Below are 16,872 nucleotides of genomic sequence, written 5' to 3' on the forward strand. Positions count from 1 at the left end.
GCCGCGCCCCCGCCGCCCCCCCCCCCCCGGGCCGGGGCCCGGGCGCCGCCCCCCCCCCCCCCCCCCCCCCCCCCCCCCCCCCCCCCCCCCCCCCCCCCCCCCCCCCCCCCCCCCCCCACGCCCGTGACACCGCGCCGCGTACAGTGCGGCCATGACCCATCCGCACGCCGCGTCCCGCCCCACGCAAGCCGTCGTCCTGGCCGGTGGCCAGGGGTCCCGGCTGCGTCCCTACACCGACGACCGGCCCAAGCCGATGGTCGAGATCCCCGGCACGGGGACGCCGATCATCGGCCATCAGCTCGGCTGGCTCGCCGAGGAGGGCGTCACCGACGTCGTCGTCTCCTGCGGCCATCTCGCCGAGGTCCTGCAGAACTGGCTGAAGACGGCCGACCTGCCGGTGAACGTCACCACGGTCGTCGAGACCGAGCCCCTCGGCCGCGGCGGCGGCCTGAAGTACGCGGCCGCCCGCCTCCCCCACCCCGACCGGCCCTGGTACGCCACCAACGGCGACATCTGGACCCGCTTCTCGCTCCGCGAGATGGCCGACTTCCACACCGAGCGCGACGCCGTGGCGACCCTCGCGCTGGCGCGGCCGCGCATTCCGTGGGGGGCGGTGAAGACCGACGGCTTCGGTCACATCACCGACTTCATCGAGGCCCCGCCGACGACGTACGAGATCAACGCGGGCGTGTACGTCTTCTCGCCCGAGTTCGCGGGGCTGCTGCCCGAGCGCGGGGATCACGAGCGGACGACGTTTCCCCACCTCGCCCGTGAGCGGCGGCTGGCCGGCTTCCCCATTCCGCAGGGGGCCTACTGGCGGGCCATCGACACCGCGAAGGACCTCACGGAGGCGGCGAAGGAATTGGCGGCGCTGGGCCGCTGAGACCCGTTCCGCACCGGGCCGCCCCAGCCTCCGCCGACCAGCCTCCGCCGACCGGCGGAGACCGGCCCCGCCCCCTGACGACGACGCCGAAGGCGCCGCGCACCTGTCAGTGCGCGGCGCCTTCGTACGCTGCGGGGGCCCGGGGAGCCGGACGGCCGCCGCCGGCCCGCGGCCGACGATGAACGGCGTCAGCCCAGCAGGCCGCCCACCAGGCCCTGCTGGCCCGACGACGACGTACCGCCCGTCGAGCCGCCGCTCGTCGACCCGCCGGAACTGCTCGTCGCACCGCCCGACGCCGGGCCGGAGCTGGTCGCGGGGGCCTGCTCCACCGGGCTGGTCCGCTGCGGCGGCGCCTGGCCCGCCGTGCCCTGGGTCTGGCTCGGCGCGCCGGTGGTGGCGGTGCCCGGGTCCTGGGCCGCGGGCGAGCTGTCCGCGCCGGCCGTCGGGGCCGCCGAGGGGGAGCCCTGGGTGGGCGAGGTGGACGCCTCGGGGCTGCGGCCGGTCTCGCGGGTGCCGGACTCGTCCGGGAGCGGGGAGCCGGGCAGCTCGTTGCGCGGGGCCTCGCCGGGGCCGGGGACGACCACCCGGTCGGCGTCGCGGACGGCACCGCCGAGCAGGGAGCCGATCAGCAGGGTGAGGCCGACGGCGATCGCGGTGACCAGGGCGCCGCGGCGCAGCACGTACCGGCGCAGCTCCCACAGGTCGGAGCGGGGGCCGAGACGGCGCCAGGCCCCGGCGGCGAGGCGGCCGTCCACGGAGTAGACGGGGGCGCCGGCGATGACCAGCGGCGACCAGGCGGCGAGGTAGATGATGTCGGGGGTCTCGTAGACCGGGACGGTCTTCCAGCTGACGGTGACGATGAGCGCGGCCGAGAGCCCCGCGCCGAACGCCGCGGCGACCCGCTGCCAGCAGCCCAGGACGGTGAGGACGCCCACGATGACCTGGAGGAAGGCGATGACGAGCCCGGAGCCGACGGGGTGGTGCAGGGCGAACTGGCGCAGCGGCTCGGCGACTTCCCAGGGGTGCAGGGTGTTGAGCCACTGCACCATGGAGCCGCGCTTGCCGCCGTCGAAGTAGACGGGGTCGCACAGCTTGCCCATGCCGGCGTAGATGGAGATGAAGCCGAGGAGGACGCGGAGCGGGAGGAGGACCACTCCCAGGTTCATGCGGCGGCCGGGGAAGTAGGCGTGCCGGGCGGGGTCTCCGTCGGCGTGCCGCCTGCCGCGCGGCGCGGCGGCCTCGGCGAGGGCCGCCCCGAAGTCCTCGAACTCCGCGTCGTCGTAGGGGGGTTCGTCGTAGGCGCTGCCGACGGGGCGCATGGCCGGCAGGAGGCGGTGCTCGCCGGCGGCGGGGGAGCGCTGGGCGCCGACGAGGGGGGTTTCGAGGGTCTGCGCGGTGAGCGCGCCGTCGTAGCCCTCACCGATGCGGGGGATGACCTGGGTGGCTCCGGCGTCGGCCCCGGGCTGCTCGCCGTGGCCCACGCTGCCTGCCCGCACCGCCTGCAGCAGCCGGTGGGCGCCGGTGTCGTCCGGTGCGGTCTGGCCGCTCCAGACGACGGGCCGGCGGCGGGCACCCGAGGCGGCGCCCGCTCTGCCCGCCGTCCCCACGACGGGGATGCGCGCGGTGTCCTCGGCGGCGCCGGCATGCCGGGCGATCCGCAGGTTCTGGCTACGCCGCGCCGACGCGCCCAGCTGCACGCGGAAGCTCGCGTGATTGACGATGACCTGCGCCGGATCGCTCGGCACCTTCACCATGCTCAGCGCGGGAGCGTCGTCGAATCCCGACGAGCGGTCCCCCGTGGGTGTGCGGGGTGTTCTGGTGTCCACACTCATCTAACCGAGTGACGTGTGGTTAGGACACTGCTTTGACCCGCCGGATCTGTCCGGACTCCGTCAAGGTTGCACTACCCGCCGCAATTGACCCATCGGGGTGACCGCACGGACACCTGTTCACCCGCGGCGCCGGGCCGCCGGCCCGGTCGCCGTCAGGCCCGTCGCCGAGCGGCCTCGTACAGCACGATCCCCGCGGCCACACCCGCGTTGAGGGACTCCGCGCCGCCCGGCATCGGGATCCGCACCCGGAAGTCGCAGGTCTCGCCGACCAGTCGGGACAGGCCCTTGCCCTCGCTGCCCACGACGATGACGACCGGACCCTCCAGGGCCTCCAGTTCGCCGACCTCGGCCTCGCCGTCCGCGGCCAGGCCGACGACCACGATGCCGGCCTTCTTGTACGCCTCCAGGGCGCGGGTCAGGTTGGTGGCGCGGGCGACGGGCGTCCGGGCGGCCGTGCCGGCGGAGGTCTTCCAGGCGCCGGCGGTCATACCGGCCGCGCGGCGCTCGGGGACGACGACGCCGTGGCCGCCGAAGGCGGAGACGGAACGCACGACCGCGCCGAGGTTGCGCGGGTCGGTCACGCCGTCCAGCGCGACGATCAGCGGGTCCTCGCCCTCGTCGTAGGCCGCCTCGGCGAGGTCCTCGGGGTGCGCGTACTCGTACGGCGGGACCTGGAGCACCAGGCCCTGGTGGTTGAGGCCGTTGGTCATGCGGTCCAGCTCGGGGCGCGGGGCCTCCATGAGGTTGATGCCGCCGCGCTCGGCCGCGAGCTGCAGCGCCTCGCGCACGCGCTCGTCGTTGTCGATGAACTGCTGGACGTAGAGCGTGGAGGCCGGTACGCCCTCGCGCAGCGCCTCGACGACCGGGTTGCGGCCGACGACCATCTCGGACGTGCCCTTGCCGCCCCGGCCGCGCGCCACCGGGCGCCGCTGGACCTGCTTGGCCTTGGCGGTGGCGATGCGGTTCTTCTTGTGTCCCTTGCGCATCTCGGCGGGCGGGGTCGGGCCCTTGCCCTCCAGGCCCCGGCGCCGCTGGCCGCCACTGCCGACCTGCGCGCCCTTCTTGCCGGACATGCGGCGGTTGTTGGCTGCCATGACCTACCTGTTTCCGTGGACGTCGTACGTACGTGTGTGCATCTGTACATGCAGTGTGCCGCCCGGGGACCCGGGCGGCACAATCGATCAAGAGGGGGACTAGCGCGGACCGAGCGTCCAGCGCGGCCCCTGCGGGCCGTCCTCGATGGTCAGCCCGGACTGGTTGAGCTGGTCGCGGATGGCGTCCGCGGTCGCCCAGTCCTTCCGTCCGCGCGCCGACTCCCGCTGGTCGAGGACGAGTCGTACGAGACTGTCGACGACGCCGTGCAGGTCCTCGCCCCGGTCGGCCTCACCGGCCCAGTGCGGGTCGAGCGGGTCGAGGCCGAGGACGCCGAGCATGGCACGGACCTCGGCGAGGCGGGCCACGGCGGCCTCCTTGTCGTCGGCGGCCAGCGCGGAGTTGCCCTGCCGGACGGTGGTGTGCACGACGGCGAGGGCCTGCGGCACGCCCAGGTCGTCGTCCATCGCCTCGGCGAACGCCGGCGGCACCTCGGCGGAGGGCTCGACGACACCGCCCGCCTTCTCGACCACGCGCTGCACGAACCCCTCGATCCGCGCGAACGCCGACTCGGCCTCGCGCAGCGACTCCTCGCTGTACTCGATCATCGAGCGGTAGTGCGGGGTGCCGAGGTAGTAGCGGAGCACGATCGGGCGCCACTGCTTGACCATCTCCGACACCAGCACCGAGTTGCCGAGCGACTTCGACATCTTCTCGCCGCTCATGGTGACCCAGGCGTTGTGCACCCAGTACCGCGCGAAGTCGTCACCGAAGGCCTTGGCCTGCGCGATCTCGTTCTCGTGGTGCGGGAAGACCAGGTCGAGGCCGCCGCCGTGGATGTCGAAGGCGGAGCCCAGGTACTTGTGGGCCATCGCCGAGCACTCCAGGTGCCAGCCGGGACGCCCGCGGCCCCACGGGGTCTCCCAGTCGGGCTCGCCCGGCTTGGTCGCCTTCCACATGGCGAAGTCGCGCGGGTCGCGCTTGCCGGTGATGCCCTCCTCGGTGGGCTGGCGCAGATCGTCGATGTCCTGGTTGGACAGCGCCAGGTAGCCGGGGTAGGAGCGCACGTCGAAGTAGACGCTGCCGTCGGCCTCGTAGGCGTGACCGCGCTCGATGAGGCCGCGCATCATCTCGATCATCTCGGGGACGTGCCCGGTCGCACGCGGTTCGTACGTCGGCGGCAGGCAACCGAGGGCCTGGTAACCGTCGTTGAACGCCCGCTCGTTGTCGTAGCCGATGGACCACCAGGGGCGGCCCTGGTCGTGCGACTTGGCGATGATCTTGTCGTCGATGTCGGTGACGTTGCGGATGAACGTGACGTCGTAGCCGCGGTACTCGAACCAGCGGCGCATGATGTCGAAGTTCAGACCGGAGCGGATGTGCCCGATGTGCGGGGCCGCCTGGACGGTGGCGCCACACAGGTAGATCGAGACGCAACCCGGCGTGAGCGGGGCGAAGTCACGGATCTGCCGGGCGCTGGTGTCGTACAGGCGAATGGTCACCACTCCAGGGTAGTGGGCGCGGGGCCGTGCCCCGCGCCCGACCGCCCAAGGGCCACACATTCGTGACATGCCACGCACAGGTCAGCGCGTGCGGACCACCAGGGCCGTGGCCACCGCCATCAGACCCTCCTCGCGGCCCGGGAAGCCCAGCCCGTCCGTCGTCGCGCCCGACACGGAGACGGGGGCGCCCGCCGCCTCCGACAGCAGCTTCTGCGCCTCGTCGCGGCGTTTGCCGATCTTGGGGCGGGGGCCGACGACCTGGACGGCGACGTTGCCGATGCGGAAGCCTGCCTCGCGGACGATCCGGGCGGCCTCCGTCAGCAGGGTCACCCCGGACGCGCCGGACCACTCGGGCCGGCCCGTGCCGAAGTGCTGCCCGAGGTCGCCGAGGCCCGCCGCCGAGAAGAGCGCGTTGCAGGCGGCGTGGGCGACGACGTCGGCGTCGGAGTGGCCGGCCAGTCCCGGCCCCTCCCCCTCCCACTTCAGGCCCGCGCACCACAGCTCGCGGCCCTCCTCGAAGGCGTGGATGTCGGTGCCGATGCCGACCTGGGGAAGGACGTACGGCGGCGGCGTCTCAGAAGCCATCGTTGAGCCTCCTGCGGGCCAGGACCGCCTCCGCGAGGACCAGGTCCAGCGGGCGGGTGACCTTGAAGGCCTCCTCGTGGCCGGGGACCACCACGACCGTCAGGCCGAGCTGCTCGACCATGCTCGCGTCGTCGGTGACGTCCTCGGTGACCGTCTCGTGGGCGCGGACGAGGGTGGCCCGGTCGAAGCCCTGCGGGGTCTGGACGGCGCGCAGACGGGCGCGCACCGGGGTCGCGACGACCGGTTCGGGGTCACCGGGGGTGACGGCCGGCTCGACCTCCTTGACGGTGTCGGCGAGGGGCAGCGCCGGGACGACGGCCGGGGCGCCGTCCCGGACGGCCTCGATGACGGCGTCCACGGTGTCCACCGGGACGAGCGGCCGTGCGGCGTCGTGGACCAGGACGATGTCGTAGTCGGGGGGCAGCGCGTCCAGGCCGAGCCGCACGGAGTCCTGGCGGGTGTCGCCGCCGGGCACGACGAGGAAGTCGGTGCGGTCGGGCAGCGCGTGCACGTCGAGCAGCGACTTGACCTCGGCGGCGCCGTCCGGCGGGGCCACGACGACCACCAGGGAGACGGCGCGGGAGGCGGCGAGCGCGCGCACGGCGTGGATCAGCATGGGCGTGCCGCTCAGCGTGCGGAGCGCCTTGGGGGCGCCCGGACCGAGGCGTACGCCACGGCCGGCGGCCGGAATCACCGCGGCCGTGCGGGCGGGCGCGGGCGAGGGACGCGAATCGTCAGACATCGGTTCCTGTCAGGTTTGTGTGCTCGGCCTAGTTGGGTACGGAGACAGCGTGCCGGGCGCGACGCCTTGACCGGACCCTTCCGTGACACGCCGGTCGAGCGCTGCCCGGGCTCGGCACGAAAAGTACCGGGGGATCCCTCCCCCGAGATGCCGGCCACGGCGACGACGGGGTCGGCATGCAGGGGGCTCGCCGGCGGCGGGCCCCGGCGTCAGCGGGCTCGGCGGGGCGTCCCTTCCGGACGCGAACATGCCGCAGCGCCCGGCGACGGGAATTACGTCATCGGGCACCGCGGCATTTTCGGTGTTCTTCTCAGTGCTCTGAGGCTGGCTTGCGCCGGCGTCAGGACGCGAGAACCTCGTCGAGCAGGGCTTCCGCCTTGTCCTCGTTGGTGTTCTCCGCAAGAGCGAGCTCGCTCACCAGGATCTGGCGGGCCTTGGCGAGCATGCGCTTCTCGCCGGCGGAGAGTCCGCGCTCGCGCTCACGACGCCACAGGTCACGCACCACTTCCGCGACCTTGATGACGTCGCCGGACGCCAGCTTCTCCAGATTTGCCTTGTAGCGACGCGACCAGTTCGTGGGCTCCTCGGCGTACGGCGCGCGCAGCACCTCGAAGACCCGGTCCAGCCCGTCCTGACCGACCACATCACGCACGCCGACGAACTCCGCATTGTCCGCTGGCACACGTACCGTCAGGTCACCCTGGGCGACCTTCAGCACCAAGTAGGTCTTGTCCACGCCTTTGATCTGGCGAGTTTCGATGGCCTCGATCAGCGCGGCCCCGTGATGGGGATAGACCACGGTGTCGCCAACCTTGAACGTCATGTGACAGGTACCCCTTCCGTGGCTATCCAGGGTAACACGGAAACTGCGGTTCCTGAATGGCGTTTTCGCAGGTCAGGGCATATCTCGGGGCTTGACAACAGCGACAGGAACGTGCTTCGGGCGGCTCGCGGAAGCAGGTATTCGCAGGTGGGAGCCGCTCTCCGAGGGGGGTGAAACGCGTACGTTACACGCATCCGGAGCCCGCCCCGGACGGCCGAACGTCCGCATATGTCCGCTTCCATGTGTGCGACTTCCGCTACTCCGTTCGGCGTCGGCGACCGCATACGCGCCGTTTCCGGAATTGATCACCGGCGGTTCGAGCGGACCCGTGATCAATTTCCGGGACCGCCGCGCATTCCTTCACGGAAAATCCGCGTGCGGAGCTCGACGGCGCTTAAGCGGAGCCCGGACGTGGTTATGTGAATGACGGACGAGCAGGAAGAGCAAGGATGAAGTCCGAGTGACCGCCGGGTCGCTTGTGAGTGCTGTGACAGGTGTGACGCCCCGGGCGACGGGGGCCGGAGAGCCGCCGGAACGCGTTAGAGGCGGGTCGGGTGCGGCGGCGCGGGAACGGCTCGGTAACCTAAGGCCGCTGACAGACCCTTAGGGCGGCTTTATCACCAGGTGAGCTGCCCGTGTGCGTTCAAGGAGTTGCCGCCGCCGTGAGCAGCAGCCTTCGACGCGGCGCCCTCGCCGCTTCCGCCATCGCGTTCTCGATCGCCTCGCTCGCCGCCTGTGGTGCCGGCAACGACTCCCAGACCCTGGGGATCAAGCCGGACAACGCCGCCACCAGCGTCGGTGACATCAAGATCCAGAACGCCGTCGTCATCACCCAGCCCGATCCCGCCGGGGGTGGACCGGTCGCCGTCTCCGCGACCATCTTCAACAGCGGCGGCAAGGCCCAGACCCTGGACTCGATCGACGTCGAGGGCCTCGGCGCCGCGAAGCTCTCCCCCGCCGAGGGCCAGGACAAGCTGACCGTCCCGGCCGGCGGCTCCGTCGTCATCGGCGGCGAGGGCAACGCCTCCGCCGTCCTGGAGCACCCCGCCGAGGGCTCCATCGACGGCAACGCCCAGAAGACCACCTTCACCCTCAGCGAGACCGGCGCGGTGAGCCTGCGGGCCTTCGTCGTCCCGGCCGAGAGCTACTTCTCCAGCTGGGGCCCCAGCGACATCCCGAGCGCCCCGGCTCAGTCTCCCTCCGGGACCGCCACGGCCTCCGAGTCCCCCGCGGGCGGCACCGAGTCGCCGGCCCCCACCGACTCGGCCTCCGCGAGCGCGACGGCCACCGGCTGAGCCCCGTCCCCACGCCGGAAGGGCGGCACCCCCACCGGGGTGCCGCCCTTCTCGTACGTACCGAGCGGTCTACGGCTCGAACTTGTACCCCAGACCCCGGACCGTCACCAGGTACCTCGGCGCGCCCGGGTCGGGCTCGATCTTGGCGCGCAGGCGCTTGACGTGGACGTCGAGGGTCTTGGTGTCGCCGACGTAGTCGGCACCCCAGACCCGGTCGATGAGCTGCATACGGGTGAGGACGCGGCCGGCGTTGCGCAGCAGCATCTCCAGCAGGTCGAACTCCTTGAGCGGGAGGTCGACCTTGGAACCGGACACCGTGACGACGTGGCGGTCCACGTCCATCCGGACCGGACCCGCCTCCAGCGCGGCCGGCGTCACCTCCTCCGGCTCGCCGCGGCGGCGCAGGACGGCGCGGATGCGGGCGACCAGCTCCCGCGAGGAGAAGGGCTTGGTGACGTAGTCGTCGGCTCCTATCTCCAGCCCGACGACCTTGTCGATCTCGCTGTCCTTGGCGGTCACCATGATCACGGGGACGTTGGAGCGGCCGCGCAGCTGACGGCACACCTCCGTACCGGGCAGACCCGGCAGCATCAGGTCGAGGAGGACGAGGTCGGCGCCGTTGCGCTCGAACTCGTCGAGTCCGTCGGGCCCGGTGGTCGCGACGGCGACCTCGAAGCCCTCCTTGCGGAGCATGTACGACAGGGCGTCGGAGAAGGACTCCTCGTCCTCGACGACGAGCACTCGGGTCACGGAAGGACCTCCGGGGCGGAAAGCGTCTGGTACGCGGTCGAATCGGGGGATGAGGCGCGGGACGGGGTGGGGGAAGAGGTGTGGGGGGCCTGGCCGCCGCCCTGGCCGTCCTCGTCTTCGAGGTCGTCCAGGTCGTCGAAATCGTCGGGGTCGTCGGGATCCGGGTGCTGCTGCGCCCGGTCGCGGTCCCGGGCGGCGGTCGCCGCCTCCGGCAGCCGCAGAGTGAACGTGGAGCCCTGTCCCTCGGCGCTCCACACCGTGACCTCCCCGCCGTGCGAGGCGGCCACGTGCTTGACGATCGCGAGACCGAGGCCCGTACCGCCCGTCTGGCGGGACCGGGCCGGGTCGACGCGGTAGAAGCGCTCGAAGATGCGCTCCTTGTCCTTGTCGGAGATCCCGATGCCCTGGTCGGTCACCGCGATCTCGATCAGGTCGCCGCCGGGCGCGTTCACCCGGCGGGCGGCGATGCCGACGCGGGTGCGGGCGGGCGAGTAGTTGACGGCGTTCTCGACCAGGTTGCCGAGGGCGGCGGCCAGCTGGCCGCGATTGCCCCAGACACGCAGGTCGGCGGTGCCCGCCCGGCGCCCGCCCTCCTGGCCGAGCCCTTCGGGCCCTCCCACGCTCCAGGCCATGGTGATCTGCTTGGTGCCGGCCTGGTGACGGCAGCGGTCGACGGCCTCGGCGACCAGTTCGTCGACGCCGACCGGTTCGGCGTCCTCCAGCGGGTCGTCGTTCTGCACCCTCGACAGATCGATGAGCTCCTGGACCAGGTTGGTGAGGCGGGTGGCCTCGATCTGCATCCGGCCGGCGAAACGCTCGACGGCCTCGGGATCCTCGGAGGCGTCCATGACGGCCTCGGAGAGCAGCGAGAGCGCGCCGACCGGGGTCTTCAGCTCATGGCTGACGTTCGCCACGAAGTCCCGGCGGACCGCCTCGATCCGGCGGGCCTCGGTGAGGTCCTCGACCAGGAGGAGGACGAGCCGCGAGCCGAGCGGGGCCACCCGCGCGGAGACCGCGAGAGCCTCTCCCCGCCCGGTGCCGCGCCTCGGCAGATCCAGCTCGACCTGGCGTATCTCCCCGTCGCGCCGGGTGTCCCGGGCCATCTTGAGCATCGGTTCGACGGAGAGCTTGCCGCCCCGGACCAGCCCGAGGGCGTACGCCGCCGAACTGGCCTTCACGACGGCGTCCGCCTCGTCGAGCACGACGGCCGAGGAACGCAGCACCGACAGGACCGTGTCCACGCCCGGCGGAAGCACGGGGTCGGTGTGCAGGGAGGTACGGGTGGGGCGGGCATGGTCGCGTTCGCTCCAGCGGAACGCCAGCATGGCGATGACACCGGTGAGCACCCCGGCGATCGCTGCCGCTGCGGCGACCGCCGCGTTCACGTCCATGCGTCCAGGTTAGGCACGGGATCGGGCCTGACCACAGCCATCGAGGTGCGAGCTCGAACACTCGTCGCCCAGAGTTCACCTTGGAGCCAGTGGTGGTTCATTTGGGGTGACGGAAACCGACGCGTAGCGGGCGGACCGTGGCACCGTGGGGTTCGCAGCGCCGGTTGCATGGCCGGTTCCGGCCCCCGGAACCCCGAGAATGACGTACGAGAGGGAATCCTGATGCGGGACGCGTACCACGAGGAACTGGACTCGATCGGCGACAGCCTGGTGGAGATGGCCCGGCTGGTCGGGTCGGCGATCGGGCGCGCCACGACCGCCATCCTCGACTCCGACCTGAAGCTGGCCGAGAGCGTCATCGAGAACGACCAGAAGGTCGACGAGCTCCAGCACGACCTGGAGGCGAAGGCCATCGCGCTGCTCGCCCGGCAGCAGCCCGTCGCCACCGACCTGCGCATAGTCGTCACGTCGCTGCGGATGTCGGCCGACCTGGAGCGCTCCGGCGACCTCGCCCAGCACGTGGCGAAGCTCGCCCGTCTGCGCTTCCCCAACCGCGCCGTGCCGCAGGACCTGCACGCCACGATCCTGGAGATGGGCCAGCTCGCGCAGCGCCTGATGGCGAAGGCGGCGGAGTGCATCGTCACCAAGGACGTCGACCTGGCGCTCCAGCTGGAGTCGGACGACGACGCGATGGACCTGCTGCACCGCACGCTGTTCCAGCACCTGATCGACGAGCGCTGGAAGCACGGCATCGAGACGGCGGTCGACGTCACCCTGCTCGGCCGCTACTACGAGCGGTTCGCCGACCACGCGGTGGCCGTGGCCAAGCGCGTGGTGTTCCTGGTGACCGGCGAGCACGCGGACGAGCTGCAGCCGGACATCCAGCCGGAGATCACACCGGCCGAGGGCGCGTAACTCCTCGGACCGGGGTCCGGACCGCGAGGCGGGGGCGCGTGGCGGGGCCGCGTGTCCGGGCCGCGTGGCGAGGCGGGGCCGGCCGCGTGGCTGGGCCGGGCCGGGCCGCGTGGCTGGGCCGGGCCGGGCCGCGTGACGGGGGCGCGTGGCTGGGCCGGAGTCCGAGCCAGCGTCCGAGCCGCGTGTCCGGGGCTGGAGTCCGGGCCGCGTGGCGGGGCCACGTGTCCGGGCCGGAGACCGAGCCAGCGTCCGAGCCGCGTGGCTGGGCCGCGTGGCTGGGCCGGAGTCCGAGCCAGCGTCCGAGCCGCGTGCCTGGGCCGCGTGTCCGGGGCTGGCGTCCGGGCCTGGAGTCCGAGCCGGGCGTCCGGGCCGGGCGTCCGGAGCGCGGCCCCGGCCGGATCCGCTCCCCCGGGGGTGCGGGCGCCTCCGTGCGCCGTTGATGCGCCCGACACGGCGGGCATGCAATGGGCACAGGCCCTACGCCTCCGGGAGGAACCCATGGCCGAGTCCCCCAGCACTCCCCAGCCCGACCCGACGCAGGAACGCCCGACCGAGCAGCCCGCAGAGATCAGGAACCTGATGCTGATCGGCGCGTGCGGCTGCGGTTCCGGGTGCGGCTGCGGGTGCCAGTCGGGCAGCCCGTGCCAGTGCGGCTGAGCACGCTCGTACGACGGAGGGGGCTCCGGTGGCTTCACCGGGGCCCTCTCCGCCGTCGTCCGCCCGGCAGGGGCGGGCCTCGGTAGCGGTTGGGCCTCGGTAGCGGGCGGGCTGTGCCGGGCGCAGCATGGAGAGGACGGACACCGCAGGGGCGGGCACGAGCACGAAAGGGGGTGGGCTTCATGCCCAGGTTCATGGACGTCCACCACGGCATGGAAGGCATCACCCACGAGCAGCTCCAGCAGGCGCACCAGGCCGACCTCGCGATAGAGGCGGACGAGGGCGTGCACTTCGAGGCCGCCTGGGCGGACCCCGAGGCCGGCATCGTCTACTGCCTCTCCGAGGCCCCCTCGCCGGACGCGGTCCAGCGCATCCACGAACGCACCGGCCACCGGGCGGACGAGGTCCATCCGGTCCCGCTGTCGGTCTGAACCGCCCGGCCGGGAGCGGAAACCGGCATCATGGAGGTGGTCTCGGGGAGGGGAACACACCATGGACAGGCCGGCTTCTGATGCTGCGGCGATGATCGCGGAGGCGCGGAAGGCGTTCTTCGCGATGTTCGGATTCCTGGCGCTCGTCTGGCTGGTGCAACTCGTGAACTTCGCGGACGACTACACGCCGGCCCGCGAGTACGGTGTCGTCTCCGGCGACCTCGACGCCCTGCCCCACATCCTCACCGCGCCCTTCCTGCACTGGAGTTGGGCCCACATCGAGAGCAACTCCGGCCCCCTGTTCATCTTCGGCTTCCTGGCCGCGTACCGCGGGGTGCTCCGCTTCCTCGGGCTGAGCCTGCTGGTGGCGGTGACCAGCGGCCTGGCGGTCTGGTTCTTCGAGGGCGGGAACGTCGAGACGGTCGGCGCGAGCGGCCTGATCTTCGGCTACTTCGGGTACGTCGTCGTCCGCGGCCTCTTCGACCGCCACCTCGTCGACACCCTGATCGGCGTGGTGATGGCGGCGTCCTTCGCCTACATGCTGACGGTGGCCGTGCCCGGCACCCCGGGGGTGAGCTGGCTGGCCCACCTCGGCGGACTGGCCGGCGGGGTGGTGGGCGCCTGGCTGTTCCGCGACCGCCGCAAGCGCCCCGCGGGCGCGGAGCCCACCACCCCGCGCGGCTCCGCCCCGGCCACGACCACCGACAACCCCCGGGCCGATCTGCACAAGGAACTCGGGGATCTGGGGCTCCTGTAGCGGGCCGCCGCCGGAGGTCCGCGAGGACAAGGGGGCTAGCCACACCCTTCTTGCGGGGGCCGGTCGTAGTGATCTCGCGCCGGACTGCTGGCAGCGTCGTCGGCAAGCGAACCGACCGACGCCCAGGGGGAACCCATGTACCGCCGCACCCGCCTCGCCGCCGCCGTCCTGCTCGCCGCGACACTCACCGGGGCGCTGGCCCCCGTCGCGGCGGCGAGCGGCCAACGCGACCCGGTCCAGCGACAGTTGGACCAGCTCGTCGAGCGGGACGAGGTCCCGGGCGCGCTCGCCTACGACGGCCGGCTGACCCGTACCGCCGGCGTCGCGGACCTCACCACCGGCCGGCCGATGGTCGACGCGACGGCCCGGTTCCGGCTGGCCAGTGACACCAAGGCGTTCACCGCGGTGGCCGTGATGCGCCTGGTGGCCGACGGCCGGATACGGCTCGACGACCGCGCGGGCAGGTACGTACCGCAGCTCGCCGGCCGCCCCGTCACCCTCCGCCAGTTGCTCAAGCAGACCAGCGGGCTGCCCGAGTACGCGACGCTCGTCGACTGGAGCAGCCCCGGCACCTCGGAGGACTACCTGGCCCTGGCGCTGGCGCAGCCGCCGGTCTTCGCACCCGGCACCGACTGGGGCTACTCCAACACCAACTACCTGGTCCTCGGCATGGTGATCGACAAGGTGTCGGGCGTCGACTTCCGCACCTACGTCGAACGCGTCATCCTGCGTCCCCTGCACCTGGACGACACCTACTGGCCCGCACCCGGCGAACTGACCCTGCGCGGCCCGCACGCCCGCAACTACGGCATCAACCCGGCGCACCCCGGGGCGGGCCGGGTGGACGTGACGGACCTGCCCGGCCACGAGTTCGGCGCGTCGGGCGGCCTCGTCTCCACCCCGCCGGACCTCAACACCTTCTGGAACGCCCTCTTCGAAGGCCGGCTCCTCCCTCACTGGGCCCTGCGCCTCATGACCCGGGACACCACCGACGTCGGCGGCCGCGACACCTACCCACCCGGCAGCCGTTACGGCTACGGCCTCGCCTCCATCCCCCTCACCTGCGGCGGCGTCTACTGGGGCCACGGCGGCGACCTCCCCGGCGACTCGGTCGCGGGCGGCCGGGCGACCGGCGGCCGCGGCACGGTGACCGTCTACACGACGACCTGGGCGGCGGAGGGAAGCAGCCTGCGCCACCTCCAGGGAGCGGTGGACGCGGCGCTCTGCGCGAAGGACCGCTGACGCGGACAGCGACAGGCCGCGAGCCGCCGCTCCGGCCCTACGGTGGAGAGGCGGCCCGGACCACGGGCGGGCGACGACAGCCCTGTCCGGGGAGGCACGCGCCGGGACACGGACGCCGGCCGCGTCCCGGGTGGGGTACGCCGGGACACGGACGCCGGCCGCGTCCCGGGAAGCGTGCGCCCGGAGGGGGCGGTCAGGGGCGTCGGCGGGCGTTGAGCCGGGCGGCCTGGCGTGTCAGGTGGTCGCGTTCGGCGAGGTCGGGGGCCTTGTGGGCCGCCTCGGCGTACAGACGTGCCGCCGTCGCCAGGTCGCCGTCGCGCTCGTGCAGGTACGCGGCCACCGCGGTGTGTCGAGGCAGCGAGTCGTCCAGCGCCGCGAGCGCCGCCAGGCCGGCGCGCGGCCCGTCGGCCTCAGCGACGGCCACCGCGCGGTTGAGGCGGACGACCGGGCTGTCGGTCAGGCGGGCGAGCTCGTCGTACCACTCGACGATCTGCACCCAGTCGGTCTCCCCGGCGGTGGGCGCGTCGGCGTGGAGCGCCGCGATGGCGGCCTGCGCCTGGAACTCGCCCAGCCGGTCGCGGGCGAGCGCCGCCTGCAAGATCTCGACGCCCTCGGCGATCGACTCCGTGTCCCACCGGCCCCGGTCCTGCTCGGCGAGCGGCACCAGGCTGCCGTCGGGCGCGGTCCGGGCGGCACGCCGGGCGTGGTGGAGCAGCATGAGGGCGAGCAGCCCCGCGACCTCGGGGTGGTCGATCGCGCCCGCGAGCCGCCGGGTGAGCCGGATGGCCTCGACGGCCAGGTCGACGTCGCCGGAGTAGCCCTCGTTGAAGACGAGGTAGAGGACGCGGAGCACGGTGGCGACATCACCGGGCTGGTCGAACCGCACGCCGGAGACGGTGCGCTTGGCCCGGCTGATCCGCTGCGCCATCGTCGCCTCGGGCACCAGGTAGGCCCGGGCGATCTGGCGGGTGGTGAGCCCGCCCACGGCGCGCAGCGTGAGCGCGACCGCGGACGACGGCGTCAGCGACGGGTGGGCGCACAGGAAGTAGAGCTGGAGCGTGTCGTCCACCGCGGGGGCGGGCCCGGGCGCCGGTTCCTCGTCGACGAGGTCCTCACGCCGGCGGCGGGCGGCGTCCGCCCGGGTCGCGTCGAGGAACCGGCGCCAGGCCACGGTGATCAGCCAGCCCTTCGGATCGCGCGGCGGGTCGGCGGGCCAGACGCGGACCGCCTCGACCAGCGCGTCCTGCACGGCGTCCTCGGCCGCCGCGAAGTCGGCCCCGCGGCGGACGAGGACGGCGAGCACGCTCGGCGTGAGGCTCCTCAGCAGGGCCTCGTCCATCCCGGAGGTCACTCCGTGATGGTGGGCGGCGCGGTCAGGAACGGGCGTACCTCCAGCCACTCGTGGATCGGCTTCCCGCCCGCCCCGGGGGCGGCCGACAGCTCCCCGGCCAGCTCGACGGCGCGCTCGTAGCTGTCGACGTCGATCACCATCCAGCCGGCGATGAGGTCCTTGGTCTCGGCGAACGGCCCGTCGGTGACCGGCGGCCGCCCCTCGCCGTCGTAGCGGACGAACGTCCCCTCCGGCGCGAGCGCCTGACCGTCGACGAACTCCCCGGTCTTCTCCAGCCGGTCCGCGAAGTCCTGCATGTACTGGACGTGGGCGGAGATCTCCTCCGGCGTCCACTGGTCCATCGGCACGTCGTTCACCGGAGCCGGCGCGCCGCGGTAGTGCTTGAGCAGCAAGTACTTGGCCATGGTGTCTCTCCTCGGTGCTGACACGACCCATTCTGGTCGCGCTCACCCCGGGGACGGAGCGGGCCACGGTTTCTCGACATCGCCGCGCGAAGTCTCCTCACCCACCACACCGGCCTGCAAGGCGGGGGGGGGGGGGGGGGGGGGGGGGGGGGGGGGGGGGGGGGGGGGGGGGGGGGGGGGGGGGGGGGCGGGGGGGGGGGGGGGGGGGGGGGGCCGGACG

General features: G+C 73.1%; 16 protein-coding genes. 6 read left to right on the forward strand and 10 right to left on the reverse strand.

Annotation, left to right across the window (positions count from 1 at the left end; genetic code table 11):
- Positions 1–151: 151 nt before the first annotated feature.
- Positions 152–883: an NDP-sugar synthase gene (locus tag ACFY2L_RS29490; protein ID WP_390660506.1), complete on the forward strand. Its 732-nt coding sequence runs from the start codon at positions 152–154 to the stop codon at positions 881–883.
- Between the two features lie 188 nt (positions 884–1,071).
- Here the strand turns inward: ACFY2L_RS29490 and ACFY2L_RS29495 are convergent, their stop codons facing one another.
- The 6 genes from ACFY2L_RS29495 to ACFY2L_RS29520 form a co-directional block, all read right to left on the reverse strand.
- The gene (locus tag ACFY2L_RS29495) at positions 1,072–2,715 is read right to left on the reverse strand and encodes a DoxX family membrane protein (protein WP_390660507.1); all 1,644 of its coding nucleotides are present in this window, start codon (positions 2,713–2,715) and stop codon (positions 1,072–1,074) included.
- Positions 2,716–2,867: 152 nt separating this feature from the next.
- Positions 2,868–3,809 (reverse strand): 23S rRNA (guanosine(2251)-2'-O)-methyltransferase RlmB, encoded by a 942-nt coding sequence (gene rlmB / locus ACFY2L_RS29500; RefSeq protein WP_390823900.1) that lies wholly within the window; start codon positions 3,807–3,809, stop codon positions 2,868–2,870.
- 99 nt (positions 3,810–3,908) lie between these two features.
- Positions 3,909–5,309 carry a cysteine--tRNA ligase gene (gene cysS, locus ACFY2L_RS29505; protein WP_390823901.1) on the reverse strand — a complete coding sequence of 467 codons (1,401 nt, stop codon included), beginning with the start codon at positions 5,307–5,309 and terminating at the stop codon, positions 3,909–3,911.
- An 81-nt stretch (positions 5,310–5,390) separates the two neighbouring features.
- Complete coding sequence (ispF, locus tag ACFY2L_RS29510) at positions 5,391–5,894, reverse strand: 2-C-methyl-D-erythritol 2,4-cyclodiphosphate synthase (protein ID WP_390660510.1); 504 nt, start codon at positions 5,892–5,894, stop codon at positions 5,391–5,393.
- Complete coding sequence (ispD, locus tag ACFY2L_RS29515) at positions 5,884–6,636, reverse strand: 2-C-methyl-D-erythritol 4-phosphate cytidylyltransferase (RefSeq protein ID WP_390660511.1); 753 nt, start codon at positions 6,634–6,636, stop codon at positions 5,884–5,886. The genes ispF and ispD overlap by 11 nt, the downstream gene beginning before the upstream one ends.
- A 340-nt stretch (positions 6,637–6,976) precedes the next feature.
- A complete protein-coding gene (locus ACFY2L_RS29520) occupies positions 6,977–7,459 on the reverse strand; it encodes a CarD family transcriptional regulator (RefSeq protein ID WP_003953493.1) in 483 nt (160 codons plus the stop codon).
- A gap of 662 nt (positions 7,460–8,121) precedes the next feature.
- Between ACFY2L_RS29520 and ACFY2L_RS29525 the strand changes: the two genes are divergently transcribed.
- Positions 8,122–8,754 (forward strand): DUF461 domain-containing protein, encoded by a 633-nt coding sequence (locus tag ACFY2L_RS29525; RefSeq protein ID WP_390660512.1) that lies wholly within the window; start codon positions 8,122–8,124, stop codon positions 8,752–8,754.
- 69 nt (positions 8,755–8,823) lie between these two features.
- Here the strand turns inward: ACFY2L_RS29525 and ACFY2L_RS29530 are convergent, their stop codons facing one another.
- Complete coding sequence (locus ACFY2L_RS29530) at positions 8,824–9,504, reverse strand: response regulator transcription factor (RefSeq protein ID WP_015659563.1); 681 nt, start codon at positions 9,502–9,504, stop codon at positions 8,824–8,826.
- On the reverse strand, positions 9,501–10,895 hold the full coding sequence (locus ACFY2L_RS29535; RefSeq protein WP_390823902.1) for a sensor histidine kinase: 1,395 nt from the start codon (positions 10,893–10,895) through the stop codon (positions 9,501–9,503). Before ACFY2L_RS29535 ends, ACFY2L_RS29530 begins: the two co-directional genes overlap by 4 nt.
- A gap of 222 nt (positions 10,896–11,117) precedes the next feature.
- Between ACFY2L_RS29535 and phoU the strand changes: the two genes are divergently transcribed.
- The 4 genes from phoU to ACFY2L_RS29555 all read left to right on the forward strand — a co-directional run bounded on the left by phoU (position 11,118) and on the right by ACFY2L_RS29555 (position 14,897).
- Complete coding sequence (gene phoU / locus ACFY2L_RS29540) at positions 11,118–11,810, forward strand: phosphate signaling complex protein PhoU (RefSeq protein ID WP_390660514.1); 693 nt, start codon at positions 11,118–11,120, stop codon at positions 11,808–11,810.
- Positions 11,811–12,649: 839 nt separating this feature from the next.
- Entirely contained in the window at positions 12,650–12,898 is a 249-nt protein-coding gene (locus tag ACFY2L_RS29545; protein WP_390660515.1) for an SCO4226 family nickel-binding protein, read from the forward strand.
- A gap of 91 nt (positions 12,899–12,989) precedes the next feature.
- Positions 12,990–13,655, forward strand: coding sequence for a rhomboid family intramembrane serine protease (locus tag ACFY2L_RS29550; RefSeq protein ID WP_390660516.1), 666 nt, complete (start codon positions 12,990–12,992; stop codon positions 13,653–13,655).
- A gap of 135 nt (positions 13,656–13,790) precedes the next feature.
- Complete coding sequence (locus tag ACFY2L_RS29555) at positions 13,791–14,897, forward strand: serine hydrolase domain-containing protein (RefSeq protein ID WP_390823903.1); 1,107 nt, start codon at positions 13,791–13,793, stop codon at positions 14,895–14,897.
- Positions 14,898–15,090: 193 nt separating this feature from the next.
- Here the strand turns inward: ACFY2L_RS29555 and ACFY2L_RS29560 are convergent, their stop codons facing one another.
- Entirely contained in the window at positions 15,091–16,236 is a 1,146-nt protein-coding gene (locus tag ACFY2L_RS29560) for an RNA polymerase sigma factor (RefSeq protein ID WP_390660626.1), read from the reverse strand.
- 8 nt (positions 16,237–16,244) lie between these two features.
- Positions 16,245–16,652 carry a YciI family protein gene (locus tag ACFY2L_RS29565; RefSeq protein WP_390660518.1) on the reverse strand — a complete coding sequence of 136 codons (408 nt, stop codon included), beginning with the start codon at positions 16,650–16,652 and terminating at the stop codon, positions 16,245–16,247.
- Positions 16,653–16,872 lie beyond the last annotated feature (220 nt).

The sequence above is a fragment of the Streptomyces sp. NPDC001381 genome (genome assembly GCF_042895685.1).
GTDB lineage: Bacteria > Actinomycetota > Actinomycetes > Streptomycetales > Streptomycetaceae > Streptomyces.